At 73.7% G+C, this 24,694-nt stretch carries 20 protein-coding genes and 1 pseudogene; 9 read left to right on the top strand and 12 right to left on the bottom strand.

Annotation, left to right across the window (positions count from 1 at the left end; all coding sequences use genetic code 11):
- The first annotated feature begins 49 nt into the window (after positions 1–49).
- Positions 50–1,558, top strand: a complete 1,509-nt coding sequence (locus CKY47_RS32615) for a S8 family serine peptidase (protein ID WP_306750193.1) — start codon at positions 50–52, stop codon at positions 1,556–1,558.
- 45 nt (positions 1,559–1,603) lie between these two features.
- On the opposite strand, the gene CKY47_RS32610 is transcribed toward CKY47_RS32615, so the two are convergent.
- A complete protein-coding gene (locus tag CKY47_RS32610) occupies positions 1,604–2,200 on the bottom strand; it encodes a hypothetical protein (protein WP_306750192.1) in 597 nt (198 codons plus the stop codon).
- A 123-nt stretch (positions 2,201–2,323) separates the two neighbouring features.
- On the opposite strand from CKY47_RS32610, the gene CKY47_RS32605 reads away from it, so the two are divergent.
- On the top strand, positions 2,324–4,624 hold the full coding sequence (locus CKY47_RS32605; protein ID WP_306750191.1) for an ATP-binding protein: 2,301 nt from the start codon (positions 2,324–2,326) through the stop codon (positions 4,622–4,624).
- Positions 4,625–4,786: 162 nt separating this feature from the next.
- Here CKY47_RS32605 and CKY47_RS32600 read toward each other — a convergent pair whose 3' ends face one another.
- The 3 genes from CKY47_RS32600 to CKY47_RS32590 are packed head-to-tail and all read right to left on the bottom strand — an operon-like array spanning position 4,787 to position 6,900.
- Positions 4,787–5,170, bottom strand: a complete 384-nt coding sequence (locus CKY47_RS32600) for a RidA family protein (protein ID WP_306750190.1) — start codon at positions 5,168–5,170, stop codon at positions 4,787–4,789.
- Between the two features lie 15 nt (positions 5,171–5,185).
- Positions 5,186–5,935, bottom strand: coding sequence for an IclR family transcriptional regulator (locus CKY47_RS32595; RefSeq protein ID WP_306750189.1), 750 nt, complete (start codon positions 5,933–5,935; stop codon positions 5,186–5,188).
- Positions 5,932–6,900 carry a sugar kinase gene (locus CKY47_RS32590; RefSeq protein ID WP_306750188.1) on the bottom strand — a complete coding sequence of 323 codons (969 nt, stop codon included), beginning with the start codon at positions 6,898–6,900 and terminating at the stop codon, positions 5,932–5,934. Before CKY47_RS32590 ends, CKY47_RS32595 begins: the two co-directional genes overlap by 4 nt.
- A 97-nt stretch (positions 6,901–6,997) precedes the next feature.
- On the opposite strand from CKY47_RS32590, the gene CKY47_RS32585 reads away from it, so the two are divergent.
- On the top strand, positions 6,998–8,269 hold the full coding sequence (locus tag CKY47_RS32585; protein WP_442638275.1) for an amino acid deaminase: 1,272 nt from the start codon (positions 6,998–7,000) through the stop codon (positions 8,267–8,269).
- Positions 8,270–8,279: 10 nt separating this feature from the next.
- On the top strand, positions 8,280–9,869 hold the full coding sequence (locus tag CKY47_RS32580) for an N-acyl-D-amino-acid deacylase family protein (RefSeq protein ID WP_306750186.1): 1,590 nt from the start codon (positions 8,280–8,282) through the stop codon (positions 9,867–9,869).
- 219 nt (positions 9,870–10,088) lie between these two features.
- Here CKY47_RS32580 and CKY47_RS32575 read toward each other — a convergent pair whose 3' ends face one another.
- On the bottom strand, positions 10,089–10,925 hold the full coding sequence (locus CKY47_RS32575) for a hypothetical protein (RefSeq protein WP_306750185.1): 837 nt from the start codon (positions 10,923–10,925) through the stop codon (positions 10,089–10,091).
- Positions 10,926–11,574: 649 nt separating this feature from the next.
- On the opposite strand from CKY47_RS32575, the gene CKY47_RS32570 reads away from it, so the two are divergent.
- Positions 11,575–12,327 carry a class I SAM-dependent methyltransferase gene (locus CKY47_RS32570; RefSeq protein ID WP_306750184.1) on the top strand — a complete coding sequence of 251 codons (753 nt, stop codon included), beginning with the start codon at positions 11,575–11,577 and terminating at the stop codon, positions 12,325–12,327.
- Between the two features lie 11 nt (positions 12,328–12,338).
- Here CKY47_RS32570 and CKY47_RS32565 read toward each other — a convergent pair whose 3' ends face one another.
- Positions 12,339–12,821 (bottom strand): SRPBCC family protein, encoded by a 483-nt coding sequence (locus tag CKY47_RS32565; RefSeq protein WP_306750183.1) that lies wholly within the window; start codon positions 12,819–12,821, stop codon positions 12,339–12,341.
- 43 nt (positions 12,822–12,864) lie between these two features.
- Entirely contained in the window at positions 12,865–15,738 is a 2,874-nt protein-coding gene (gene uvrA / locus CKY47_RS32560) for an excinuclease ABC subunit UvrA (RefSeq protein ID WP_306750182.1), read from the bottom strand.
- 232 nt (positions 15,739–15,970) lie between these two features.
- Here uvrA and CKY47_RS32555 point away from each other — a divergent pair.
- Positions 15,971–16,696 (top strand): annotated as a pseudogene (locus tag CKY47_RS32555) (maleylpyruvate isomerase family mycothiol-dependent enzyme); the annotation flags it as partial.
- On the opposite strand, the gene CKY47_RS32550 reads toward CKY47_RS32555, so the two are convergent.
- The gene (locus tag CKY47_RS32550; protein ID WP_306750181.1) at positions 16,621–17,823 is read right to left on the bottom strand and encodes an acyltransferase family protein; all 1,203 of its coding nucleotides are present in this window, start codon (positions 17,821–17,823) and stop codon (positions 16,621–16,623) included. The pseudogene CKY47_RS32555 and the gene CKY47_RS32550 overlap by 76 nt on opposite strands.
- Before the next feature lie 115 nt (positions 17,824–17,938).
- Between CKY47_RS32550 and CKY47_RS32545 the strand changes: the two genes are divergently transcribed.
- Entirely contained in the window at positions 17,939–18,616 is a 678-nt protein-coding gene (locus tag CKY47_RS32545) for an MBL fold metallo-hydrolase (RefSeq protein ID WP_306750180.1), read from the top strand.
- A 357-nt stretch (positions 18,617–18,973) separates the two neighbouring features.
- Positions 18,974–20,242, top strand: coding sequence for an ATP-binding protein (locus tag CKY47_RS32540; RefSeq protein WP_306750179.1), 1,269 nt, complete (start codon positions 18,974–18,976; stop codon positions 20,240–20,242).
- Between the two features lie 90 nt (positions 20,243–20,332).
- Here CKY47_RS32540 and CKY47_RS32535 read toward each other — a convergent pair whose 3' ends face one another.
- From CKY47_RS32535 to CKY47_RS32525, 3 genes are all read right to left on the bottom strand, one after another.
- On the bottom strand, positions 20,333–20,938 hold the full coding sequence (locus tag CKY47_RS32535; RefSeq protein WP_306750178.1) for a DUF4352 domain-containing protein: 606 nt from the start codon (positions 20,936–20,938) through the stop codon (positions 20,333–20,335).
- A gap of 403 nt (positions 20,939–21,341) precedes the next feature.
- A complete protein-coding gene (locus CKY47_RS32530) occupies positions 21,342–21,947 on the bottom strand; it encodes a DUF7711 family protein (RefSeq protein WP_306750177.1) in 606 nt (201 codons plus the stop codon).
- 78 nt (positions 21,948–22,025) lie between these two features.
- A complete protein-coding gene (locus tag CKY47_RS32525; protein ID WP_306750176.1) occupies positions 22,026–22,919 on the bottom strand; it encodes a LysR family transcriptional regulator in 894 nt (297 codons plus the stop codon).
- Between the two features lie 71 nt (positions 22,920–22,990).
- On the opposite strand from CKY47_RS32525, the gene CKY47_RS32520 reads away from it, so the two are divergent.
- Positions 22,991–23,866: a dihydrodipicolinate synthase family protein gene (locus CKY47_RS32520; RefSeq protein ID WP_306750175.1), complete on the top strand. Its 876-nt coding sequence runs from the start codon at positions 22,991–22,993 to the stop codon at positions 23,864–23,866.
- Positions 23,867–23,882: 16 nt separating this feature from the next.
- On the opposite strand, the gene CKY47_RS32515 is transcribed toward CKY47_RS32520, so the two are convergent.
- Positions 23,883–24,659, bottom strand: coding sequence for a class I SAM-dependent methyltransferase (locus CKY47_RS32515; protein ID WP_306750174.1), 777 nt, complete (start codon positions 24,657–24,659; stop codon positions 23,883–23,885).
- Positions 24,660–24,694 lie beyond the last annotated feature (35 nt).

The raw sequence follows: 24,694 nt of genomic DNA, 5'->3' as shown, positions 1-24,694 counted from the left end.
GGTTCGCGCGAACCCCTGATCCCCGACCCTGCACGAGGGAGAACCCGACATGGGAGAGTTCCGCGCGCCCTGGACCAGGTTGGCGGGTGCCGGCGCGATCGTCGCGGCCACCGCCGCGATGGTCGCCGCGCCCGCCCAGGCCGCCGAGGCGTCGATCCGCGACGCCGGCGGCCCCGACGCCGTGGCCGGCAGCTACATCGTGGTGCTGAAGGACGGCCACGCGTTCACCTCGGAGGTGGACGGCCAGGTCACCCACCGGTACTCGGCGGCCCTGAACGGGTTCGCCGCCAGGATGTCGGAGGCGGCGGCGAAGCGGCTGGCCGCCGACCCGGCGGTGGACTACGTCACGCCGGACCGGCACGTGCGGCTGCTGGCCGACCAGCCGAACCCGCCGTCGTGGGGCCTGGACCGGGTCGACCAGCGCGCCCTGCCGCTCGACGCGAACTACCGCTACGCCACGACGGCGGCGAACGTGCACGCCTACATCGTGGACACGGGCATCCGCACGACGCACCAGGACTTCGGCGGGCGGGCGACGTTCGACGCCAACACGACCGGGGACGGCAACAACACCGACTGCAACGGGCACGGCACGCACGTCGCGGGCACGGTCGGCGGTGCGGCGCACGGCGTCGCGAAGGGCGTGCGGCTGCACGGCGTGAAGGTGCTGTCGTGCTCGGGTTCGGGCACGATCGCGGGCGTCGTGGCCGGCGTGGACTGGGTGACGGCGAACGCGGTGAAGCCGGCCGTGGCGAACATGAGCCTGGGCGGCGGTGCGAACGACGCGCTCGACGCGGCGGTGCGCAACTCGATCGCGTCGGGCGTGTCGTACGCGGTGGCGTCGGGCAACTCGAACGCGAACGCCTGCTCGTACTCGCCGGCGCGGGTGGCGGAGGCCATCACGGTCAACGCGAGCGACTCCGGCGACGGCCGGGCGACGTTCTCCAACTGGGGCACGTGCACGGACCTGTTCGCGCCGGGCGTGGGCATCACGTCGGCGTGGAGCACGGGCGACTCGGCCACGAACACGATCAGCGGCACGTCGATGGCGTCGCCGCACGCGGCGGGCGCGGCGGCGCTGCACCTGGCCGCGAACCCCGGTGCGACGCCGCAGCAGGTGCGGGACGCGCTGGTGTCGGCGGCGACGCCGAACAAGGTGGCCAACCCGGGCACGGGGTCGCCGAACCTGCTGCTGTTCACGGGTTCCTCGACGCCGCAGCCGTCGAACGACACGCTGCTGCGCGGCGAGTCGCTCCAGGCGGGCCAGTCGCGGACGTCGGCGGACGGCCGGTTCACGCTGGTCATGCAGGGTGACGGGAACCTGGTGCTGTACACGGCGGCCGGTCAGGCGCTGTGGTCCTCGGGCACGTGGGGCACGGGCGCGACGCACGTGGTGCTCCAGGGCGACGGCAACCTGGTGATCTACACGGCGGCGGGCGTGGCGAAGTGGCACACGCACACGTGGGGCACGGCGGCGGACCGGCTGATCGTGCAGAACGACTCGAACGTGGTGCTCTACGGCCCGGGCGGGCAGGTGTTCTGGCACCGCATGGGGTGATCCGGCGGTGACGCCGGTCCGGGCCCCGCGCCCGGACCGGCCCCGTCAGGCCCGCACGCCGCTGGCCCGCAGCTGCCGGGTCGCCAGGGCCCGGACGACCTCGGGGTCCTGGCGGCGCCAGCCCTCGACCGGGTCCTGGGGGAAGTTCGCCAGCTCGCGCAGGGACAGGTTGTTCAACGCGTGCAGCGCGAGCAGGTCGAGGCGGCCCTGGTCGCGCAGCCGCGCCGCCGCGCTCGCCCGGCGGGCGAACCTCAGCCGCAGCGGCAGCCAGGTGATGAGCAGGAACGCGACGGGGATCGCGACGAGCGCCACGGTGAGCCACTGCGCGGTGGTCTCCACCGCCTGGATCTGCGTGTTCCCCGCGTCGGACAGCGTGCCCCCGGCGTCCTTGCCCCGGTCGAGGGCCTCGGCCAGCCGGCCGCCGACCAGCGGCACGTCGCGCGCCTTCGCGGCGGCCTCGCCGAACGTGTCCGTCAGGCCGCGCCCGGCGTCGACGAGCCCGTCGCCGGGCGCGCGCAGGGCGCGGACGGCCTCGCCGACCGCCAGGGCGAGGGTCGCCCAGAACCACACCCAGGCCACCGCCACGAGGTCGGCCGCCACCTGCCGGGCCAGCCGGGCAGGACGGTCCGCGTACCACTTCATGGTGCGTGGTCTTACCAGGCTCGGGCCGCCGGGGGACCGCGGTGTGCCGGATCGTGCGCGAACGGTCACCGTTCGCGCCGCCGGGCGGCGGTGCGGCCCGTGCGGGCCACTAATGTCGAGGGCGTGGGTACGACGTTCGGTGACCTGCTGCGGGCGCACCGCCGCCGGGTGAGGCTGACCCAGGAGGAGCTGGCGGGGGGTTCCGGGGTCAGCGTGCGGGCGATCAGCGACATGGAGCGCGGACGTGCCCGCGGACCGCAGCGGCGCACGGTGGAGGCGTTGGCGGGCGTGCTGGCGCTGGCGCGCCACGAGGTCGAGGAGCTGCTGGACGCGGCCAAGGAGGGCCGGGCGCGGCGGGCCCCCGAGCCGCCGGTGGCCCAGTCGGCGCTGCCGCCGGACGTGGCGGACCTGACGGGCCGGGACGACGAGCTGGCCGCCCTGGACGCGGCGGGGTCGGCGCGGCGCGCGACGTCGCTGGTGGTGCTGCACGGGCCGCCGGGCGCGGGCAAGACGACGCTGGCGGTGCGGGCGGCCTACCGGTTGGCGGGGCGCTTCCCCGACGGCTGCTTCTTCTTCAACCTGCGCGGCATGGACGCGCGGCCGGTGCACCCCTCGGAGGTCGTGCACCGGATGCTGGTGGCGCTGGGCGTGGACGAGAAGCAGGTCCCGGCCGGCGAGGCCGAGCGCTCGGACCTCTACCGGGCGCTGCTGCGCGAGCGGTCGACGTTGCTGGTGCTGGACAACGCCTCCGACGAGGGGCAGGTGCGTCCGCTGCTGGCGACCGGCGCCGGGTCGCTGGTCCTGGTGACGTCGCGGTTGGTGCTGGGCGGGCTGGAGGCGGGCCTGCGGCTGGGGCTCGACGTGCTCGACGCCGACGACTCGCTGGAGCTGCTGGGCGCGATCGCGGGTCGGGCGCGGGTCGGCGCGGAACCGGTGGCGGCGGCGCGGGTCGCCGCGCTGTGCGGGCACCTGCCGCTGGCGCTGCGCATCGCGGGCAACCGGCTCGCCAGCCGTCCGAAGTGGACGATCGCGCACCTGGCGGAGCAGCTGGGCGACGAGCGGCGCAGGCTGACCGCGCTGACGGCGGGCGACCTCCAGGTGCGCACCGCGTTCGAGATGTCCTACCGGCAGCTGGGCGGGAAGGCCGCGGTGCTGTTCCGGCGGCTGTCGCTGGTGCCGGGTGCGGACTTCGGGGCGGACCTGGCGGCGGCGCTGGCCGACGTGGACCGGTTCTCCGCCGAGGACACGCTGGAGGAGCTGGTCGACGTGAGCCTGCTCGACACCGCGGAGGTGCCGGGCCGGTACGTGTTCCACGACCTGGTCCGGGTGTTCGCCGGGGAGCGGCTGGTCGACGAGGACCCGGCGCCCGTGGTGGAGCGGGCGCGGCAGCGGGTGGTGGACCTGCTGCTGGACACCGCGGTGGCGGCGGCCGGGTTCTTCGGGCCGGACGCGGACGGCTCGCCGGTGGGCGACCTGCGCGGCCAGGAGGACGCCGACGCGTGGCTCACGGCGGAGACCGCGAACTGGACGGGCGCGCTGCGGTGGGCGGCGCGGGACGGTCGGCACGGGGACGTGCTGCGGCTGGCCACGGCGATGCACTGGTACTCGGACCAGCGGGGGCGCGGCGAGACGTGGGTGGAGGTGTTCACCGCGGGCGTGGCGGCGGCGCGGGCGCTGGGCAGCGTGCGCGACGAGGCCGTGCAGCTGAACTTCCTGACCTGGACGCTGGGCGTGCTGCTGCGCCGCCACGACGAGGCGCTGGCGCTGCACGACGAGGCGTGGCGCGCGGCCGTGGCCTCGGGGGACGTGGTCGAGCAGGGCTGGGCGATGCACTACCGGGCGGTGTCGGAGATGCGGTCCGGCCGGCTGGAGGCGGCGCGGGGCGACGCGCGGCGGGCGCAGGTGCTGTTCCGCGGGGCGGGGTACGCGCTGGGCGAGCAGATCGCGCTGTCCTGCCTCGGGCTGGTGCTGCACGGGCTGGAGCGGTACGGGGACGCGGTGGTCGTGCACCGGGAGCTGCTGGGGGTCGTGCGCTCGGGCCGGTTGGGCCTGGCACCGGCGATGACGGCGGAGATGACGGCGCAGCTGCTGGTGCGCACCGCGCACAGCCTGGCGCCGCTGGACCGGTGGCCGGAGGTGCTGGCGGCGGCGGACGAGGCGCTGGCCGCGCTGCGCGGGACCACGGCGCCGTCGACGCTGTGCGACGCGCACCACCTGCGCGGGGTCGCGCTGCACCGGCTCGGCGACGCGGCGGGTGCGCGGGTCGAGCTGGTGCGCGCCGCGGGACTGGCCGACGAGCAGCGCCGCCACGACCTGGCGGATGTGCTCGACGCGCTCGCCGACGTCCTCGACGACCTCGGCGACCCGGTCGCGGCCGGGGGGTTCCGCGACCGGGCCGCACACGTGAGGTCAGCCGATCGGTGACGCGTTCCTCGCCATCGCCGGGGTCCTTCCATGACGTGCTCTCGGGTGGTCCCAGTCAACCGCCCGGCGTCGCGGGGCACCACGCAGAACAACCGGCAGAAGTACACCGGTTCCCCGACCGTGGACGCGCGGCTCACGGGTCGCGAACGCGCGACGCGCGGGTCAGTCGAGGACGGCCAGGGCGTCGATCTCGACCAGCAGGCCCTCGGGCAGGCCCACGTAGACGGTGGTGCGGGCCGGGAACGGGGTCCCGGTCACCAGGGCGTTGTAGGTCTCGTTCATCTCGGCGAAGTGCGCGGTGTCGGTGAGGTAGACGCGCAGCATCACCACGTCGGCCAGGGACGCCCCGCCGGCCGCCAGGACGGCCTCGACGTTGCGCATCGCCTGCTCGGTCTGCTCGGCGACGGTGTCGCCGACGATCGCGCCGCTCCCCGGGTCGAACGCGACCTGGCCCGCCACCTGGAGGATCGGACCCTTGCGGACGCCCTGGGAGAAGGCGGCCACGGGGGTGGGCGCGGCGGCGGTGCGGATCTCGGTCTTCGACATGCGTTGTCCTCTTCCTCAGTCGCGCGGCGACCAGCCGCACTCGACGGACGCCGCCCGCGCGGTCGCGAGCAGGTCGGGCAGGTGGCCGAGGAGTCCGTCGAAGTCCAGCAGGACCTTCGGCACGGACATCGACACGGCGGCCACCACCTCGCCGCGCGCGCCCCTGATCGGCGCGGCGACGCAGTGGATGAAGTCCTCGTGCTCGGCGTTGTCCACGGCGTACCCGGCGGCGCGCACGCGCTCCAGCTCGGCCAGGTACGCCTCGGGCGTGACGAGGGTGTTCGCGGTCAGGGGCACGTAGTCGATGGTCGCGGCGACCTCGCGCCGCCGCGCCTCGGGCAGGTCGGCCAGCAGCACCTTCGCCACGGCCGTGCAGTGCAGCGGCGCGCGGCGGCCGATGCGGGAGTACATACGCATCGGGTGGGTGCTGTCGTACTTGTCGATGTAGATGACCTCGCCGCCCTCGTAGGACGCGAGGTGGACGGTGTAGCCGGTGCGGGAGTTCAGCTCGCGCAGCGCGGTCTCGGCGCTGCGCCGCACGTCGCGCTCCTCCAGCGCCCGGTTGGCGAGGTCGAACAGGGCGGTGCCCAGCCGGTAGTGGTGCACGCCGTCGCGCTGCACGAACCGGTGCGACTCCAGGGTGCGCAGCAGCCGCAGGGCGGTCGACTTGTGGACGTCGACGACGCCGGACAGCTCCTCCAGGGTCTTCGGCCCCGTCGCGAGTTCACCCACCAGCGTGAGGGCCCGGTCCAGGCTCTGGCTCATCGACGTCTCCTCAGGTGTGCGGCGGCCCACGTGTCCGAGTCGGCGTCCAGCAGCGGCGCGGTGACGTGGGACGGCAGCGACTCGCCGACATCCTCCCTGGTGAGCAGCGCGGAGGCGGCTTGGAGGTGCCCGACGCGCAGCCGGCGGGCCGGCGGTTCGCCCGCGAGGTGGGCGGCGAGGTAGCCGGCGGCGAACGCGTCGCCCGCCCCGACGGGTTCCACGACGTCGACCCGCAGGGCCGGCTGGAACGTCGTCGCGCCGTCCTCCACGACGGTCGCGCCGCGCGCGCCGTGCTTCACGACCAGCGTCTTCGGGCCGGGCAGCAGGGCGCGCAGCCCGTCGGGGTCGCCGGTGCCCCACACGGCCTGCGCCTCGTCGGCCCCGGCGAGCACGACGTCGGCGGCGTCGGCCAGCTCCCGCAGCACGGCGGGGTCGCGGTCGCGCCACAGGGCGGGCCGCCAGTTCAGGTCGAACGACACGGGCGACCGGCGCGGCGCGGCGAGCACGGCCCGCAGCAGGTCGAGGCAGCTGTCGGACAGGGCGGCGGTGATGCCGGTGACGTGCACGAGCAGCGCGTCGCCGAGGTCGAGGCGGTCGAGCGCGTCGGGGCCGAGCGCGGAGGCGGCCGACCCGCGCCGGTAGTAGCGGACGCGGCTGCCGGCGGCGTCGGCCTCCTTGACGTACAGGCCGGTGGGCCGGTCGGGGTCGACCCGCACGCCGGTGACGTCGACGCCCGCGCCGCTGACCGCGTCGAGGACGGCCCCGCCGAACGCGTCGTCGCCGACGGCACCCACCCAGCGGCTGCGCACGCCGAGCCGGTGCAGGTGGATGGCCACGTTGGACTCGGCGCCCCCGATCGCCCGGGTCCACGTGCGCGCGGCGCGCACCGGTCCGGGTTCGGCGGGCACCAGCACCGCCATGGTCTCGCCGAGGCACACCACGCCACCCGGCAGGTCGAACCGCATCCGTGCTCCTCCCAGCGCCTTCGCATTGACGGGCGGCGAGCCGAATGTTACACACTTCGACATCACATCGCGCAATAGCCGTTGCGTATAATGCAACGTGAGGAGTGCCGATCCCGTGGACCTCGACGCTGTGGACGCCATCCGCCACGACCGCGTGGACTGGCGCTTCAAGGGCCTGCCCGCCGACGCGTTCGGCGGCACGGTCGGCGAGCTGGTCGACCGCCGGCCCGACCTGTTCGCCGACGGGTTCGTCGGCCCGCTGGTCGTGCTCGACGCCGCCGCCCTGGAGCACAACCTGGCCACCATGGCCCGCTGGTGCGCCGAGCACGGCGTGCTGCTCGCCCCGCACGGCAAGACGACGATGGCCCCGCAGCTGTTCGCCCGCCAGCTGGCGCACGGCGCGTGGGGCATCACCGCCGCCACCATCAGCCAGGTGCGCGTCTACCGGGCGTTCGAGGTGGGCCGCGTCCTGCTGGCCAACCAGCTCGTCGACCCCGCGGGCCTGCGGTGGCTGGCCGACGAGCTGGCCGACGAGACGTTCGAGTTCACCTGCTGGGTGGACTCCGTGGCGGGCGTCGAGCGGATGACCGAGGTGCTGGGCACGCCGCCGCGCCCGGTCGACGTGCTGGTGGAGGTCGGCGCGCCCGGCGGCCGGACCGGCGCGCGCGACCACGACACCGCGCTGGCCGTCGCGCGGGCGGTGCGCGCCAGCCCCGCGCTGCGGCTCGCGGGCGTCGGCGGCTACGAGGGGGCGCTGGCGCACGACGCGTCACCGGGGGCCCGCGCCACCATCGACCGCTACCTGGAGTCGTTGCGGGACCTGGCGGTCCGGCTGCGCGACGAGTTCGAAGTGGACGAACCCGTCGTCACCGCGGGCGGCAGCGCGTACTTCGACCAGGTGGCCGCCGCGCTGACCCGCGAGTGGCCGTTCCCGGTGCGGCCGGTGCTGCGCAGCGGCGCGTACGTCACCCACGACGACGGGTTCTACCGCGGCATCTCGCCACTGGGCCGCACGCCCGGCGCGGAGCCGTTCAGGCCCGCGCTGCGGGCCTGGGCCCAGGTCACCTCCCGCCCCGAGCCCGGCCTGGCGCTGCTCACGCTCGGCAAGCGCGACGCGTCGTTCGACGAGGGCCTGCCCGAGCCGCAGCTGGTGCGGGGCCGGGACGGCGCGGTCCGGCCGCTGGACGCGGAGGTCACCGCGCTCAACGACCAGCACGCGTTCCTGCGGCTCTCCCCCGACGACCCGGTGGAGGTCGGCGACTGGGTGGGGCTGGGCCTGTCCCACCCGTGCACGGTGTTCGACAAGTGGCAGCTCATCCCGGTGGTCGACGGCACCACCGTCGTCGACCTCGTGCGCACCTACTTCTAGGGACGGCGGCGTGGACATCGTCTTCCGGGGCGCGCTGGTGGTCGACGGCACCGGCGCGCCCGGCCGCCGGGCGGACGTGGGCGTGCGGGACGGGCGGATCGCCGCGATCGGCGACCGGGTCACCGGCGGCCGGACCGTCGAGGCCGACGGGCGCGTGCTCGCGCCCGGCTTCATCGACATGCACTCCCACTCCGACCTCCAGGTGCTCGCGAACCCCGAGCACCTCGCCAAGGTCACCCAGGGCGTCACCACCGAGGTGCTGGGCCAGGACGGCCTGTCCTACGCGCCCGTGGACGACGACGTGCTCGCCGTGCTGCGCGACCAGCTGGCCGGGTGGAACGACGACCCGGCCGGGTTCGACTGGGACTGGCGCTCGGTCGGCGGGTACCTCGACCGGCTCGACCGGGGCATCGCCGTCAACGCCGCCTACCTCGTGCCGCACGGCACGCTGCGCATGCTGTGCGTCGGCCACGAGGACCGGCCGCCCACCGACCGCGAGCTGGACCGCATGCGGGAGGTGCTGGCCACGTCGCTGCGCGAGGGCGCGATGGGCCTGTCGTCCGGCCTGACCTACACGCCCGGCATGTACGCCGACACCGCCGAGCTGACCGCGCTGTGCCGGGTCGTCGCCGAGCACGGCGGGTTCCACAGCCCGCACCACCGCAGCTACGGCGCGGGCGCGCTGGAGGCGTACGCGGAGATGATCGCCGTGTCGCGTGACTCCGGCTGCCCGCTGCACCTCGCGCACGCCACGATGAACTTCGAGGTCAACCGGGGCCGGGCGGGCGAGCTGCTGGCCCTGCTGGACGGCGCGATCGCGGACGGCGCGGACATCACGCTGGACAGCTACCCGTACCTGCCGGGCGCGACGTACCTGTCCGCGCTGCTGCCCAGCTGGGCCGGCGAGGGCGGCCCGGACGCCACGCTCGCCCGGCTGTCCGACCCGGCCACCCGCGAGCGCATCCGGGCGGAGGTCGAGGAGGTCGGCTCGGACGGCTGCCACGGCGTGCCCGTCGACTGGGAGGCGATCGAGGTCAACGGCGTGCGCCGGCCCGGGAACGGGCACCTGGTGGGGCTGTCCGTCGCCGAGGCCGCCCGCCGCGCCGGTCGGCCGCCCGCCGAGCTGTACTTCGACGTGCTGGTCTCCGAGCGCCTCGGCACCTCGTGCCTGATGCACGTGGGCCACGAGGACAACGTGCGGGCGATCATGCGCCACCCCGCGCACACCGGCGGCAGCGACGGCCTGCTCGTCGGCGACCGGCCGCACCCGCGCGCCTGGGGCACGTTCCCCCGCTACCTCGCCCGGTACGTGCGCGAACTGGGCGTGCTCGGGCTGGAGGAGTGCGTGCACCACCTGACCGGGCGGGCCGCGCGGCGGCTGCGGCTGGCCGACCGCGGCCTCGTTCGGGAGGGCTTCGCCGCCGACCTGGTGCTGTTCGACCCGGACGCGGTCGCCGACACCGCCACGTTCGACGAGCCCCGGCAGGCCGCCGCGGGCATCACCGACGTCGTCGTCAACGGGGTGCCCGTGGTCGACGACGGCCGGCGCACCGGCGCCCTGCCCGGCACGTCCCTGCGCAACCCCCGGAGCCGCCCGTGATCGACCGGTCGCGGCACTCGACGGGAGGCTGCCGACGCCGTCCGGGCTCGGCACCGCCCCGCCGCTTCGGCCCGTCGGTCGAGGAGACCTTCCGGACGTGGACCGCGCTGGAGACGGCCCGGTCGGTGGTGGGCTTCGCCGCGGCCGCGCCGCTCGGCCCGGTGGTGTGGCGCGCGGCCGGTGCCCCCCACCCCTCGAAGGGGGCACCGGCCGCGCGGGTCAGCCGGCCTTCGAGCCGTCCGGCGCCGCGGCGAACCACACGCCGCCCGCGCCGTGCCCCTCGGCGTCGCCGCACAGCCCATCCCCGGAGAACAGGTACAGCGGCCACCCGGCCGCGGTGACCTGGAGCGTGCCGTCCGCGCGGGTCACCGTGCCCACCAGCGACCTGTCGACGCCCCGCACCTCGAAGTTCGCCGTGTCGACCAGCAGCGGCGGCCACGCGGCGGCGCAGTCGCCGCCGCAGGTCGACGTCGAGGGGTCGGCGGAGTCCTCGTCGAAGCGGTACAGCGTCATGCCCTCGCGGTCGGTCAGCACGGTGCCCAGCGCCCCGGCGGACGCGGTGGTCAGCGCGAGGCCGGAGGCCGGGGCGAGCGCCTTCCCGCCGTCCGGCGCGGCGACGAACCACGTGCCGTCCACGCCCTGCCCGCCCGCCTGGCCGGGCGCGGTGTCCTCGGCGAAGCGGTAGACGGGCCAGCCTGCGACGGTGATCTGCCGGGTGCCGTCCGCGCGGTCGACGGTGCCGACGAGAGCCTGGTCGACGCCCTGCACCTCCACGTCCCCGGAGGTGGCCAGGGCGGGCGGCCAGGTCCGGGCGCAGGCGCCGGCGCACGTGGCGGTCGGGGGCTTGGCCGTGTCCCCGTCGAACCGGTACAGCGTCAGGCCCTCGCCGTCGGTGAGCACCGCGCCCAGCTCCGGCACGACGGTGGTGGCCAGTTCCGCGGCCCCGGCGAACCGCTCGACGACCGGCTCGTCGCCCGCCGCGCCCGCCTGGAGCGGCGTGCCGGCGGTGGGGGTCGCGACCTGGCCGCACGCGCCGAGCAGAGCGGTGCCGAGCAAGGCCGCGGCCCCGAGTGCAACCGCACGAGTGAGGGTCATGGTGGACCTCCCCTGGGTGATCGCCCGCGTCCCTTCGCGGCAACCGATGCCACCGACACGGACGCCACCCCGAGGTGGTTCACAACGATCTTCAGCGTTCCCCGTGCTCCCGGAGCACCGCCCGCTCGAGCGGCGGCACCGCCTGGAACACCCGCGGTTGTGGACCGGAGAGGACCGGGCGATGGCCGTTGATCACACCGTAGACGTGGATGGCCGGTCTGCTGCATTCGAGAAGCTCACGAGCCGGGGCGGGAGCCGGTTCGGCCGGGTGGAGCCGCGCCGGCGAGCTGGGCGGTTCGTGCTCGGGCTGCCGGTGGGGCCGTCGCGCACGACATGCCGGCGTTCCACCGCTCCTTCCTGTCGGTCACGACCGCCGGCCAGACCAGGGCGGCTGTCGACACCATCGAGGAACCGATCCCATTGCCCGTAGCGAAATCCGGCGGCTGTTCACCGCAGCAACAGCCCCGGCCCAGACTGCTGCCCAAGCCCTGGCATGGTCCCGGTGGCGTCGTCGGCACCAAGCCCCTGCCCAGGCCGGCCACTACCGACGGCAAGCAGCCGCCATCAGTCGTGGATCACGAACGACGGCTGGAGTACTAGCGTTACCTCGGTGGACCGATCGGAGATCTTCGACATCGCGCACCTGCGCCATCCCATCGCGGCGCCGGTCGCGCCCGACCGGTTGCGCGAGTTGATCGGGTGGTTGAGCCCCGCCGCCGGCGCCCGCGCGGTCGACCTCGGCTGCGGTGAGGGCGAGTGGTTGCAGCGGGTGCTGCTGGACCATCCCGCGACGACAGGCGTCGGGATCGACCACGTGCTGCCGGCCTCGGCCGCCCGGCGCACCGGCGAGCGCGGGCTGACGGACAGGGTGCGATGGATCGAGACCGACGCCGCCACCTGGAACGACGGGCTCTTCGACGTGGTGCTCTGCGTCGGCGCCCGGCACGCCTTCGGCGGGTTGGAGGACATGCTGGTCGCCGTCCGGCAGCACCTGCGCCCCGGCGGTCAGGCGCTGATCGGCGAGATGATCTGGGAGGGGACCCCGTCCGCGGCAGCGCCGGCCGCGCTCGGACTACCGGCAGACTCCGTCCCCGACCTCGCCGGCCTGGTGCGGGCCTTCCACCGGCACGGCCTCGAGCCGTCCTTCGGGCATGTCAGCACACTGACCGAATGGGACGACTACGAGTTCAGCTGGACCGGCTCGCTCGTCGACTGGGCCGTGCGGTCGGCCCCGACCGTCGAGGACCGCAACCAGGCGCTCACCGCCGCCCGCGAGCACCGTGACACCTGGCTCGGCGGCTTGCGGCGTGAGCTCGGGTTCGCCACCTTCGTCTTGCACGACGTCGCGCCCGGGCCGGTCTGAGGGGCCGTCAGCTACTGATCACGACTACGGCTGGAGTACCAGGCGGTCCGCTCACCCGCCAGTCGGGCGCGCAGGCCGCGCAGGCCGCTGCGCATCATCAGCGCGTGGTTGGCGACGAGCAGCGGGCGGGCCACCGGCGCGAGCAGCCGCAGCAGGCGTCTGCGCACCACGACCTCCTGCTCGTACACCAGGCGCGTCCCGCCGCCCTCGGGCGCGACGCGCCACGTGGCCGTGCCGTCCATGTCACCGGACAGCACGGCCCGCAGCACGCCCACCGCCGGGTCGTCCACGTCCCGGCGCAGCACCACGACCAGCTCGTACGGCAGGACCGAGCGCAGGCGCAGCTCGGCGGTGTCGTCGTCCAGCCGCCGTCCGCCGCGCACCTCCCGCCACCAGCGCGGGTAGCCGGCGAGGTCGGCCAGCACCTCGTGGACCAGCGCGGGCGGCTCGTCGAGCGACCAGGTGCTCCGGAAGCGGTAGTGGTTCAGCCCCATGCCGTCCCACTACCCCCGGGACGCCCTCCCGAACCGACCGGGCTCAGCCGACCGCCGCCGCCTGCGGCAGCACCGTGCGCAGGAACTCGCCCGTGTAGCTCTCGGCCACCGCGGCGACCTGCTCCGGCGTGCCCTCGGCGACCACCGTGCCGCCGCCCGAACCGCCCTCGGGACCCATGTCGACCAGCCAGTCGGAGGTCTTGATGACGTCCAGGTTGTGCTCGATCACGATCACCGAGTTGCCCTTGTCGACCAGCCCGTTGATCACGCCCAGCAGCTTGCGGATGTCCTCGAAGTGCAGGCCCGTGGTCGGCTCGTCGAGGATGTAGACCGTCTTGCCGGTCGACCGCTTCTGCAGCTCCGAGGCCAGCTTCACGCGCTGCGCCTCACCGCCCGACAGGGTCGGCGCGGGCTGGCCCAGCCGCACGTACCCGAGGCCCACCTCGACCAGCGTGCGCAGGTGCCGGTGGATCGCGTTGATCGGCTCGAAGAACGTCGCGGCCTCCTCGATCGGCATGTCGAGGACCTCGGAGATCGTCCTGCCCTTGTAGTGCACTTCCAGCGTCTCGCGGTTGTAGCGGGCGCCCTTGCACACCTCGCACGGGACGTAGACGTCCGGCAGGAAGTTCATCTCGATCTTGATGGTGCCGTCGCCCGCGCACGCCTCGCAGCGCCCGCCCTTGACGTTGAACGAGAACCGGCCCGGCTGGTAGCCGCGCACCTTCGCCTCGGTCGTGGCCGCGAACAGCTTGCGGATGTGGTCGAACACGCCCGTGTACGTGGCCGGGTTGGACCGGGGCGTGCGGCCGATCGGCGACTGGTCGACCTGCACCAGCTTGTCGACGTGCTCCAGGCCCTTGATCCGGGTGTGCCTGCCGGGTACCTGGCGGGCGCCGTTGAGCTTGTTCGCCAGCACCGTGGCCAGGATGTCGTTGACCAGCGTGGACTTGCCCGAGCCGGACACGCCCGTCACCGACACCAGGCACCCGAGCGGGAACGACACGTCGATGCCGCGCAGGTTGTGCTCGCGCGCGCCGACCACGGTCAGCTGCCGCTTCCGGTCGACCGGGCGGCGGACGGCGGGCATCGGGATCTCCCGGCGGCCCGCGAGGTACGCGCCGGTGATCGAGTCCTTGTTCTTCAGCAGCGCCTTGTACGGGCCGCTGTGCACGACCTGGCCGCCGTGCTCGCCCGCGCCGGGGCCGATGTCGACGACCCAGTCGGACGTGCGGATGGTGTCCTCGTCGTGCTCGACGACGATCAGCGTGTTGCCCAGGTCGCGCAGCCGGGTCAGCGTCTCGATCAGCCGGTGGTTGTCGCGCTGGTGCAGGCCGATCGACGGCTCGTCCAGCACGTACAGCACGCCGACCAGGCCGGAGCCGATCTGCGTGGCCAGCCGGATGCGCTGCGCCTCACCGCCGGACAGGGTGCCCGAGGCGCGGTCCAGCGACAGGTAGTTCAAGCCGACGTCGAGCAGGAACCGCAGCCGGGCCTGGATCTCCTTGAGCACCGCGCCCGCGATCATCGCCTCGCGCCTGCCCAGCCGCAGCCCGTCGAGGAAGTCGGAGCACTCGGCCACCGACATGTTGCAGACCTCGGCGATCGACTTGTCGCCCTTGGTCGAGTGGTGCAGCGTGACGGCCAGGATCTCCGGCTTGAGGCGCGTGCCCCGGCACACCGGGCACGGCACCTCCCGCATGTAGCCCTCGTACTTCTCCTTCATGTACTCGGACTCGGTCTGCTCCTGGCGCCGCTCCAGGAACGGGATCACGCCCTCGAAGTTGGCGTAGTAGGAGCGCTCGCGGCCGTAGCGGTTGCGGTAGCGGACGTTGACCTGCTCGTCGACGCCGTGCAGCACCGCCTTCTGCACCTTCGCGGGCAGCTGCCGCCACGGCGTGTCCATCCGGAAGCCGATCGCCAGCGACAGCGACTCCAGCAGGCGGGTGAAGTACTCGGCGGTCTGGCCCGAGGCCCACGGCGCGATGGCGCCCTCGCCGAGCGACAGCTCGTCGTCCGGCACGACCAGCTCCGGGTCGACCTCCTTGCGCACGCCGATGCCGGTGCAGGTGGGGCACGCGCCGTAGGGCGAGTTGAACGAGAACGACCGGGGCTCCAGGTCCTCGATCGCCAGCGGGTGGCCGTTGGGGCAGGCCAGGTTCTCGGAGAAGCCGCGCACCCGGCCCGGGTCGCCCTCCGGCACGTCGACGAACTCCAGCTCGACCAGGCCGTCGGCCAGCCGCAGCGCGGTCTCCACCGAGTCGGTGAGCCGCTGCTTGGAGCTCGCCTTCACGCTCAGCCGGTCGATGACGACCGCGATGTGGTGCTTCTCCTGCTTCTTGAGCTTCGGCACCTCGCCCAGGGCGTGCACGACGCCGTCGACCTTGGCGCGGGAGTAGCCCTGCGACTGGAGCGTGGAGAACAGGTCGACGTACTCGCCCTTGCGGCCTCGGATGACCGGGGCCAGCACCTGGAACTTCGTGCCCTGCTCCATCGCGAGCACCTGGTCGACGATCTGCTGCGGCGTCTGCTTGCTGATCGCCTCGCCGCACTGCGGGCAGTGCGCCTTGCCGGCGCGCGCGTAGAGCAGGCGCAGGTAGTCGTAGACCTCGGTGATGGTGCCCACGGTCGAGCGCGGGTTGCGGCTGGTCGACTTCTGGTCGATCGACACCGCGGGCGAGAGGCCCTCGATGAAGTCCACGTCCGGCTTGTCCATCTGGCCGAGGAACTGCCGCGCGTAGGCGGAGAGCGACTCGACGTACCGTCTCTGCCCCTCGGCGAAGATGGTGTCGAAGGCGAGGCTGGACTTGCCCGAGCCGGACAGCCCGGTGAACACGATGAGGCTGTCCCTCGGCAGGTCGAGGTCCACCCCCCGCAGGTTGTGCTCGCGTGCCCCGCGAACGACGAGCCGGTCGGCCACAGCTGTTCCCTTCGAAGTTGACCTTCCCCCGAACAGACGTTCGAAAAGCCTATCGGACCACTGGGTCGGGGTCTGTCGGGAGGGGCTCGGACCATGCTAGGCGGGGCCACCGACAAAAACGTGGCGACAGCTCTCCCACGATCGTGCGCCAACGGCTCTACCGGGGGGCGGACGACGCCCCTACGCTGGACCGATAGGCCGTTCGGCCGCATGACGCCGGGATGAGGTGCCCATGAGCTTCGCTGATGCCGCCCAGGTCCGATCCGCCCAGACGAGCGTACCCGCGCCGCGCGGGCACTCCGCGCCCATCCACGACGCGAAGGCCGGGCTGGCCGCCGTGGAGCGGGCCACGGAGGCGCTGTACGAGGTGGTCGCGGAGCTGGACCAGCGCGCGCTGCGCGGCCCCAGCCTGCTGCCGGGCTGGACGCGGGCGCACGTCGTCACCCACCTCGCGCGCAACGCCGACGGCCTCGTCAACCTCCTGACCTGGGCGAAGACCGGGGTCGAGCACCTGATGTACCCCAGTCGCGCCGACCGCGACGCCGACATCGACGAGGGTGCGGGCCGCCTGCCGCAGCTGCTGCGCGCCGACCTCGACGCGGCGTGCGACCGGTTCGCCACGGCCGGGCGTGAGCTGCCCGACAGCGCCTGGGAGAACCGGCTGGCGCACCCCGTGACGGGCGTGCCCATGAGCGCGAGCCGGGTGCCGTGGTTGCGGGTCCGCGAGGTGTGGGTGCACCTGGTGGACCTCGACCGCGGCACCGGGTTCGACGCCCTGCCCGAGGACGTGCTGGACCACCTGCTGGCCGACGCGGTGGGCCAGTACGCGAACCGGCCGGACGTGCCGCCGCTGCACGTCCGGGCGGTGTTCCCGGACGGCCGTCAGCGCGGCTGGTCGCTGGGCGCGGCGGACGCGACGTCGCCCGACGTGGACGGCGCGGCGGCGGACGTGCTCGGGTGGCTGACCGGCCGCCGGAGCGGGGCGAAGCTGAGCGGGACGGCGCCGACGCTGCCCAGGTGGCTCTGAGCCCCCACGACCCGGGCGGCGAGCAGCCGCGCGGCGAGCACCAGGCCGGCCAGGACCGACCCGTTCGGGTTGGCCGTCAACGCGCGGTGCGCCGGCCGTTCCACGAACCGCGTGAGCAGCCAGCCGAGGACGACGGCCGTCCCGGTGAACGCCGCCAGCTCGGCCCACGGGCCGAACGCGGCGACCTTCGCCATGACCACGTAGCCGATCTCCTGGTGCACCAGGTAGACGCCGTAGGAGATGCCCGCCAACCACCTGATCGGGCGAGCCAGGGCCCGCACCGGCGCCACGTCCCAGTCCGCGCCGCCCGCCGCGGCGCACACGGCGATCAGCAGCACGCCGAGCCCGATGGTCGACGCCAGGTCCGCGCTGTGCACCGCCTGCGCCAGGAGCGCGGCCGTGAGCAGGGCGAACAGGTGCGTGTCGCCCAGCCGGCCCCTCGCCCAGAGCCAGATGCCGACGCCGATGGCGAACAGCTGGCCCCGGTGCACGCCGAAGCCGTCGTAGAAGGTGCGCACGACACCGGGTTCCTCGGTCCACACGCGCATCACCAGAGGCCCCAGGACGAGCGCCCACACCAGCGCCTTGACCCCGTTGCCGCGGACCCGCGAGGCCAGCAGCGCGCCCGCGACGAAGCCCGTGACCTGCACCGGCAGGGTCCAGTAGGAGAAGTCGACCAGGCGGACCCCCGGCACCCAGTTCTGCAGCATCAGGGCGTTGAACAGCAGGTCGCGCGGCTCCAGCTCGCTCCAGCCGGCCGGCGCGACGTGGCGCAGCACGAGGTAGGTGACCGTGGCGGCCACCACGTAGGCGGGCAGCAGGCGGGCCAGGCGGCTGCGCAGGAAGCGTCCGGGTGCGCCCTTGGCGAGCGAGGCGCAGGCGAAGAACGCGGAGATCACCACGAGCGCGCTGGCCCCGAACTCCAGGCTGAACGTGAAGACCGGGGCGCTCAACTCGGGGTGGACGGACGGCCCGGCGTGGGTCGCGTGCTGGAGGAGGACGCACAGCACGGCGGCGATGCGCAGGACGTCCCAGTTGATCCGGCGTTTGGTAGGCACGAGGCGGAGAAACCCTATTCGGAGGAATCGGCGGCGCGGCGGGGTTCGTCGACAACCCTAAGGCAGGTACCTGTGGGGACCCTGAAGGGTGCGCGGTCGGCTACCGTCGGCCACTGTGGACGTACTCGAGGACTACGCGGGGCACGTGGCCCCGGACGGCCCCGCCGCGCGACGCACCCTGGACGCGCTGACCATCACGAAGGTCTCCGTGGGCCCGATGGACAACAACGCCTACCTGCTCGTCTGCCGGGCCACCAACGAGGCGCTGCTCGTCGACGCCGCAGCGGACCCGGTGCGCCTGTCCGACGTGGTGGGTCACTCGCTCGACCGGCCGAGGCTGAAGACGGTCGTGACGACGCACCAGCACGCGGACCACTGGGGAGCCCTCGGCGCGGTGGCGGGCGCCAACGGGGCGAACACGGTGGCGCACCCGGCGGACGCGGGGGTGCTCCCCATCCCGCCGGACTTCCTGGTGGAGCACGGCGACACCGTGCGGGTGGGCGAGGTCGCCCTGGAGGTGGTCCACCTGCGCGGCCACACGCCGGGGTCGATCGCCCTGCTGTACCGCGACCCGAACGGCCACCCGCACCTGTTCACCGGCGACTCGCTGTTCCCGGGCGGGGTGGGGAGGACGACGTCGCCCGAAACCTTCACGTCGTTGTTCACCGATGTGGTGGAACGGGTGTTCGACGTGCTGCCCGACGACACCTGGGTGTACCCGGGGCACGGGGACGACACCACCCTCGGGGCTGAACGTCCTCACCTGGACGAGTGGCGTTCACGCGGCTGGTGAGCCAGGTCCCGTGCGGGTGACGCCGGCCTTCAGGCGGCGTCACCCCCACGTCCGAGGAGTGGCACGCCCACCTCAGCCCTCGCCTTCCCGGCGGGGGTGGAGCGGCATCGGACGCGGGCGACGTTGGTGAGCGGTCCACGCGGTCGCCGCTCGGCCCGACGCGTCCCGCCCGCCACCGGCGGACGGCCGCTCATCCTCGCTCGCCCGCTGGGCAGGCGCATCGAGCAAGATCATCGCTTTGTCGGTCGGGACTACTGTCGAATGTCGGTTGGATCGTCCGTCAAATGTCGGTTCGGAGGCATGTGAGGTGTACGGTCAGTCCGCCTGGCGCATGGCGTAATCCCTGATGAGCGGCAGATGGACCACACCAGTCTGACTCGCGCTTGCAGTGTCGTGGCGGAGGAGTACCTCTCGACCTTCAGGGTTGTCACCCTCAACGGTCCGCGCCAAGCCGGGAAGACCACGCTGCTCAGGCAGATGCAACACGAGCACTGCGGAACGCTGCTCAACCTCGACGACGAGCAGCTGCTGCAGGCGGCGGTCGGCGATCCGTTGGCCTTCGCGACCAGCGGCGGGGAACCGCGGTTCATCGACGAGGTCCAACGAGCCGGTGACCCGCTCGTGCGAGCGATCGAGGCCGAGGTCGACGCCACTCCCTCGCCGGGTCGTTACGTCCTCGCCGGGTCCACCCGCTTCCTCGCCACACCGAGCCTGTCCGAGTCGCTCGCCGGGCGCGGCGCGGTCGTGGACGTGTGGCCGTTCTCGCAAGGCGAGTTCGAAGGCAGTTTCGAGAACTTCGTCGACATCGCGTTCGACGACCCGGACTCGCTGAAGTCGCTCCCGCCGTCCGCCGTGGACCGGGCGGGCTACTTCACACGCCTGTGCCGAGGTGGTTTTCCCGAACCGGCGCTCATGAAGACCGCCCGGGCGCGACGCGCCTGGTTCCGCAGCTACGTGCGGGCGATCGCGGAACGCGACATCCGCGAGATGTCGCGGATCAACGAGCCGAGCGCCATCACGTCACTGCTCGCGCACCTCGCTTCGACCACCGCTCAAGAGCACAACAGCGCCAACACGTCGAACAAGACCGGCTTGCACCGCACCACGGTGAACCGCTACGTCGAACTCCTCGAAGCCGTCTTCCTGGTGCACCGCCTGCCGGCCTGGTCCAGGAACCTGACGGCACGTGTCGTCAAGCACCCCAGACTGCACCTCACGGACACCGGCCTGGCCGCGTCGCTGCTGGGCATCTCCCCCGAGTCCCTGGCGAAGCCGGTCGCACCGGCTCGCGGCCCCCTCGTGGAGACGTTCATCGTCAACGAGTTGGCGAAGCACGCGACGTGGAGCGAGACAGCGGTCCGCTTGCACCACTGGCGGGTCAGCGGAGGGGCGGAAGTGGACGTCGTCCTGGAGCGCGACGACGGCCAGGTGGTCGGCATCGAGGCCAAGGCGAAGGACACCGTGACCGCGGAGGACTTCCGGGGACTGACCACGTTGCGGGACCTGCTGGGCGATCAGTTCACGTTGGGCGTCGTCTTCCACACCGGCCGCCAAGGGGGCATCGGCTTCGGCGACCGACTGGTGTCGCTGCCCATCGCCGCGCTGTGGGAGACCGCGCGCCGGTGACGGCACCGTGTCCGCCGTTGGGAGACTCGCCGTTACCGGGTGGGGAGGACCACGTCACCCTCGGGACGGCGTGGCGGCACGACGGAGAACCTATCGCCCGAGAGCCACGGAAACGCCGTCGGAGAACGCGGAGTCGTGCAGCTCGACCCGCGCGACCTCCGAGCCGATCGGAACGTCGAAGACCACCACTCCGGTGACCTGGTTCCCGGGATTGATCTCTTCGTACAGCGACTTGGCATCACCGAGGTAGAGCGCCGCCGTCGAATCCGCGGAGTACTCCCTGCCCGAGACGTCGAACAAGTCCTGGTTCTCACCGGCGAACGACCGGGGTCGGTCACCGATGTTCTTCACGGTCGCGGTGATCAGCAGGAACTCACCCCGAGCATCCTTGGCGAGGATTTCGTCGCCGATCCGGGATTTCCTTTCGACTCCCAGGACCGTGGACTCGAAGGCGCCGTCGCGCACCGGTGTGCCGATCCCGGGGGCAACCGCTCCCTCCACCGGCGCGACGGCCGGCCCCTCAGTGCTTTCCGCACCTCCCGTGGAGGTCCGGGTTCCTCCACCGCTCGCCACGTTGACGACGATCACGACACCGATGACCGCCGCCAGGAAGACCAGGAAGACCTTGAACTTGCCCTTCTTCTTCCGAACGGCAGGCGCGGTCGGGTCTCGTGGTTCGTACCGCGGAGTCGTCATGATGCCCACCTTGACACGAGGTAGATTCGCACCTCACTTGTACAATCGCAGGGCAAACCTGCGGACCATCCATTTCCAGAGGTCGACCGAAGTCATTTCCAGCCGTGACGACGGTGAACGCGATTCAGTTTCACGTGTTGCACAGGCGTAGATCGCTCCGTGGTCCCGGGCGCGGCGCAACAGCCGATCCCCACGAACTCCGCGACATGTGTCGCCCGTGACGAGAAGAACTCCACCGGACGAGGGCGCGTCGATGTCCCCTCGAACACCGGTCTTCTTGAAGAGCGGGACGGGCGGACTCGAAGCGCTGCTCCTGCCGCGCCGGTTCCCGTCCGACGCGTGACAGCGCTCCCGGCGGGAGGACCCGGCGCTTCCGCCGGCACGATCCGCCGGCCGAGCGCGGTCAGCCGCTCGCGGTGCGTTCGAGGGCGTCCAGGACGTCGAGGTAGCCGACCCCGGCCCGCCACAGGTCGTCGGCGACCGGGTCGAGCTTGCCGGGGCGCCAGCGCTTCTCCTCGTAGGCGCGCGTCCGGCCGCGCAGGGCGCGGAGGCTCACGTCCAACTCGTCGTGGAGCCGCTCGCGCAGTTCGCCCGCACTCGGCGCGGGTGGTCGGAGCCGGTCACCGCGTCCCGCCTCCAAGGCCTCCAGGGTCTCCTCGGCCACCCCGCCCGCCGGGTCCCACACCAGGACGGGCCGTTCGACGCGGTGGTTCCAGACCGGGCCGCGCGCCGACCGCCACAACGGCGTGATCGGGTTCCTCGTCATGCGGGTCGCGTTGCCCCAGTGCTCCGCACCGGCCGGCTCGCTCCGCCAGGGCACCTCGTCCACCGGCAGGTCGACCGCGAGCGCCACGGTGACCCGGTCGACGTCGCGCGCCTCGCCGAGCACGTCGCCGACCGCCCACAACCCCACGACCCGCACCTGGTAGACCGCCCCCGCCGGACCGTCCAGCTCCGCGCACTTCTCCGCCAGGTCCCACAGGTGCCGCACCGCACGCGTCCACTTCACCGCGCCATCCTCACGCACGAGCCGCGCGGATCGGTCGGCCACCCGGCCGGCGTCGGCCGGGACGGCCCGAGCAGGAGGTCAGCGGCGCAGGAACGCGTCCACCGAGTCGCGCAGCGCCGTCACGCACGCGGCGGTGACCGGGTGGGTCGCCGCTCCCCCGCGGTAGGCGACGCGGGTCCTCCGGCGGGTCGGCAGGGGGATCAGGCGGACGCCCGGGGGCGGGTGTTCGGCGGCGAGCTGGGGCACCAGGGAGACGCCCTGGTCGGCCGCCACCAGCGCCAGGACGGTGGTGAACTCGTCCGCGTGGTGACGTGCTCGCGGGGCGAAGCCGGCGGCCCGGCAGACCAGGGTGGTGGCGGTGTGGCAGAGGGTGCCGGGGCCGGCCATGATCCAGTCCGCGTCGCGGACGGCGCGCAGCGGGTCGCCGGTGATCGGCGCGGTGGCGGGCACGGCGAGGTACACGGTCTCGTCCAGCAGCGGCACGGCGTCGAGGGACGGGTCGGGCACGACGGGGACCACGTCGTAGTCGTTGAGCAGGCCCACGTCGAGTCGGCGTTCGCGCAGGGCGGCGGGCACGTCCACCGGGTCCAGCTCGGTCACCATCAGCTCCAGGCCGGGGTGCTGCTCGCCCAGCGCGACCAGGGCGGCGGGGAGGAGCGTGCGCACGGCGGTGGGGAACGCGCCGATGCGCAGCGGTCCGGACAGGCCGGTGGACACCGCGGCCAGGGCGGCCGTCGTGCGTTCGAGGGCGGCCAGGACGGACTCGGCGTGCTCGGCCAGGACGCGGCCGGCGGTGGTGAGGGCGACGCCGCGGCCGGTGCGCTCCAGCAGCGGCACGCCGGCCTCGCGCTCCAGCGCGGACAGCTGCTGGGAGACGGCGGACGGCGTGTAGGCGTTGGCGCGGGCGACGGCGGCGATCGTGCCGAGGCGGGTCAGGTCGCAGAGCAGACTCAGGCGGCGCACGTCGAGCATAAGGTGAGCTTACGGTTCTCGTCAGGGATGCGAACTGGACCTTACGCATCGCGTGCTCGACGCTGGACCTCATGACGCTCTCCGGTGTGCACGTCCCGCTCATCACGCCCTTCGACGCGGACGGCCGCGTGGCGCTCGACGCCCTGCGACGGCTGGCCGACGACGTGCTGGACGAGGGCGCGGCCGGGTTGGTGGCGCTCGGCACGACCGGCGAGCCGGGGTCGTTGACCGAGGCCGAGCGGCGGGCCGTGGTGGACCTCGTCGCGGGCGTGTGCCGCGAGCGGGGCGTGCCGCTGACCGTCGGCGCGAGCACGGCCGAGGCGCTGGCCGCGCTGGACCCGTCGGAGGTGACCGCCGCGCTGGCGACCGTGCCGCCGTTCGTGCGGCCGGGCGAGGCGGGGGTGGTGGCGCACTTCGCGCACCTGGCGGCGCTCAGCCCGGTGCCGCTGATCGTCTACAACATCCCGTACCGGACGGGGCAGCACCTGTCGGCGGGCGCGCTGCGCGACCTGGCCGCCGTGCCGGGCGTGGCCGGTGTCAAGCACGCCGTGGGCGGGATCGACGCCGACACCGTGGCCCTGCTCGCCGACGCGCCCGCGGACTTCGCCGTCCTGGGCGGCGACGACCTCGTGATCTCGCCGCTGCTGGCCATGGGGGCGCACGGCGGCATCCTGGCGTCGGCGAACGTCGTCACGGCCGGGTTCGCGGACCTGGTCGACGCCTGGCGCACCGACCCGGCGAGGGCGCGCGCGCTGGCGAACGCCCTCGCCCCGCTGTCGGACGCCCTGTTCGCCGCGCCCAACCCGACAGTCGTCAAGGGCGTCCTGCACGCCCTGGGCCGCATCCCGACCCCCGCCGTCCGCCTGCCCCTGCTGCCCGCCGCCCCGGAGACCGTGCGGGCGGCGCTGTCCGCGCTCGACCGCCTCCCCGTCCCCGTCGCCGGGTGAGCCGGCGGGGCGGGCGTCAGCCGCGCCGCCCCGTCAGCACGGCGACGCGCACGTCCTCGGCGAACGGCGCGTGCGGCGCCACGGCGTTCTCCAGGGCGGCGGTGAAGGCGGCCCGGTCGGCCGGCAGGCGGTCCACCGGGAGCGCGGACAGGACGCCGCCCGCGATCGCATCCGCCGTCAGGGGCGCGGTGTACTCGACGGTGGTCGCGGTGACGTCGTAGCCGGCGGCCGACAGGGCGGCGGCGTACTGCCGCTGGGACTCCTCGTCCGTGCCGCACGCGCGGTCGCCGCCCGGGCCGAGGTGGTCGCGCAGGAACGCCCCGAGTGCCCGCGACCACCCGCTGCCCTGCTGCCACAGCGGGGTGCCGTTGGTGACCACGGCGACGCCGCCGCCCGGCCTCACCAGGGTCTTCAACTCGGCGAACAGGCGTTCGCGGTCCATCCAGTGCAGCGCCTGGCCGATGGTCACCGCGCCGACCGAACCGGTGCCGAGGACGGCGCGCAGCGCGGGCACGTCGGCGTCCGAGCCGACCACCCACGTCGCGTTCGGCAGGTCGCCGGCGGCGGCCCGGGCTTCGGCGAGCATGTCCGGTTCGGGGTCCACTCCGACCACGCCGCGCACCCGTCCGGCCAGCGGCACGGCGAGCTGGCCCGTGCCGCAGCCCAGGTCGACCACGACGTCGTCACGCGTGAGGGTGAACGCGTCCACCAGCACGTCGACCACCGGCGGCGGGTAGCCGCGGCGGTAGCGGCGGTAGAGGGCCGCCACCTCTCCTCTGAAACCCAGGTCCATGCCGCACACCGTGCACCCCCGGCGGCGGCCGGCGG

It is taken from the genome of Saccharothrix longispora (assembly GCF_030852425.1).
GTDB classification, from domain to species: domain Bacteria; phylum Actinomycetota; class Actinomycetes; order Mycobacteriales; family Pseudonocardiaceae; genus Actinosynnema; species Actinosynnema longispora.
Note: the sequence above shows the minus strand (reverse complement) of the source record. Positions and strands in the feature narration are given on the sequence as shown.

What these genes read in the sequence shown, in the direction of transcription:
- CKY47_RS32615 (WP_306750193.1), top strand. Translation starts at nt 50, where the DNA reads ATGGGAGAGTTCCGCGCGCCCTGGACCAGGTTGGCGGGTGCCGGCGCG.
- CKY47_RS32610 (WP_306750192.1), bottom strand. Translation starts at nt 2,200, where the DNA reads ATGAAGTGGTACGCGGACCGTCCTGCCCGGCTGGCCCGGCAGGTGGCG.
- CKY47_RS32600 (WP_306750190.1), bottom strand. Translation starts at nt 5,170, where the DNA reads ATGTCGAAGACCGAGATCCGCACCGCCGCCGCGCCCACCCCCGTGGCC.
- CKY47_RS32595 (WP_306750189.1), bottom strand. Translation starts at nt 5,935, where the DNA reads ATGAGCCAGAGCCTGGACCGGGCCCTCACGCTGGTGGGTGAACTCGCG.
- CKY47_RS32590 (WP_306750188.1), bottom strand. Translation starts at nt 6,900, where the DNA reads ATGCGGTTCGACCTGCCGGGTGGCGTGGTGTGCCTCGGCGAGACCATG.
- CKY47_RS32565 (WP_306750183.1), bottom strand. Translation starts at nt 12,821, where the DNA reads ATGGGGCTGAACCACTACCGCTTCCGGAGCACCTGGTCGCTCGACGAG.
- CKY47_RS32540 (WP_306750179.1), top strand. Translation starts at nt 18,974, where the DNA reads ATGGACCACACCAGTCTGACTCGCGCTTGCAGTGTCGTGGCGGAGGAG.
- CKY47_RS32535 (WP_306750178.1), bottom strand. Translation starts at nt 20,938, where the DNA reads ATGACGACTCCGCGGTACGAACCACGAGACCCGACCGCGCCTGCCGTT.
- CKY47_RS32525 (WP_306750176.1), bottom strand. Translation starts at nt 22,919, where the DNA reads ATGCTCGACGTGCGCCGCCTGAGTCTGCTCTGCGACCTGACCCGCCTC.
- CKY47_RS32520 (WP_306750175.1), top strand. Translation starts at nt 22,991, where the DNA reads ATGACGCTCTCCGGTGTGCACGTCCCGCTCATCACGCCCTTCGACGCG.
- CKY47_RS32515 (WP_306750174.1), bottom strand. Translation starts at nt 24,659, where the DNA reads ATGGACCTGGGTTTCAGAGGAGAGGTGGCGGCCCTCTACCGCCGCTAC.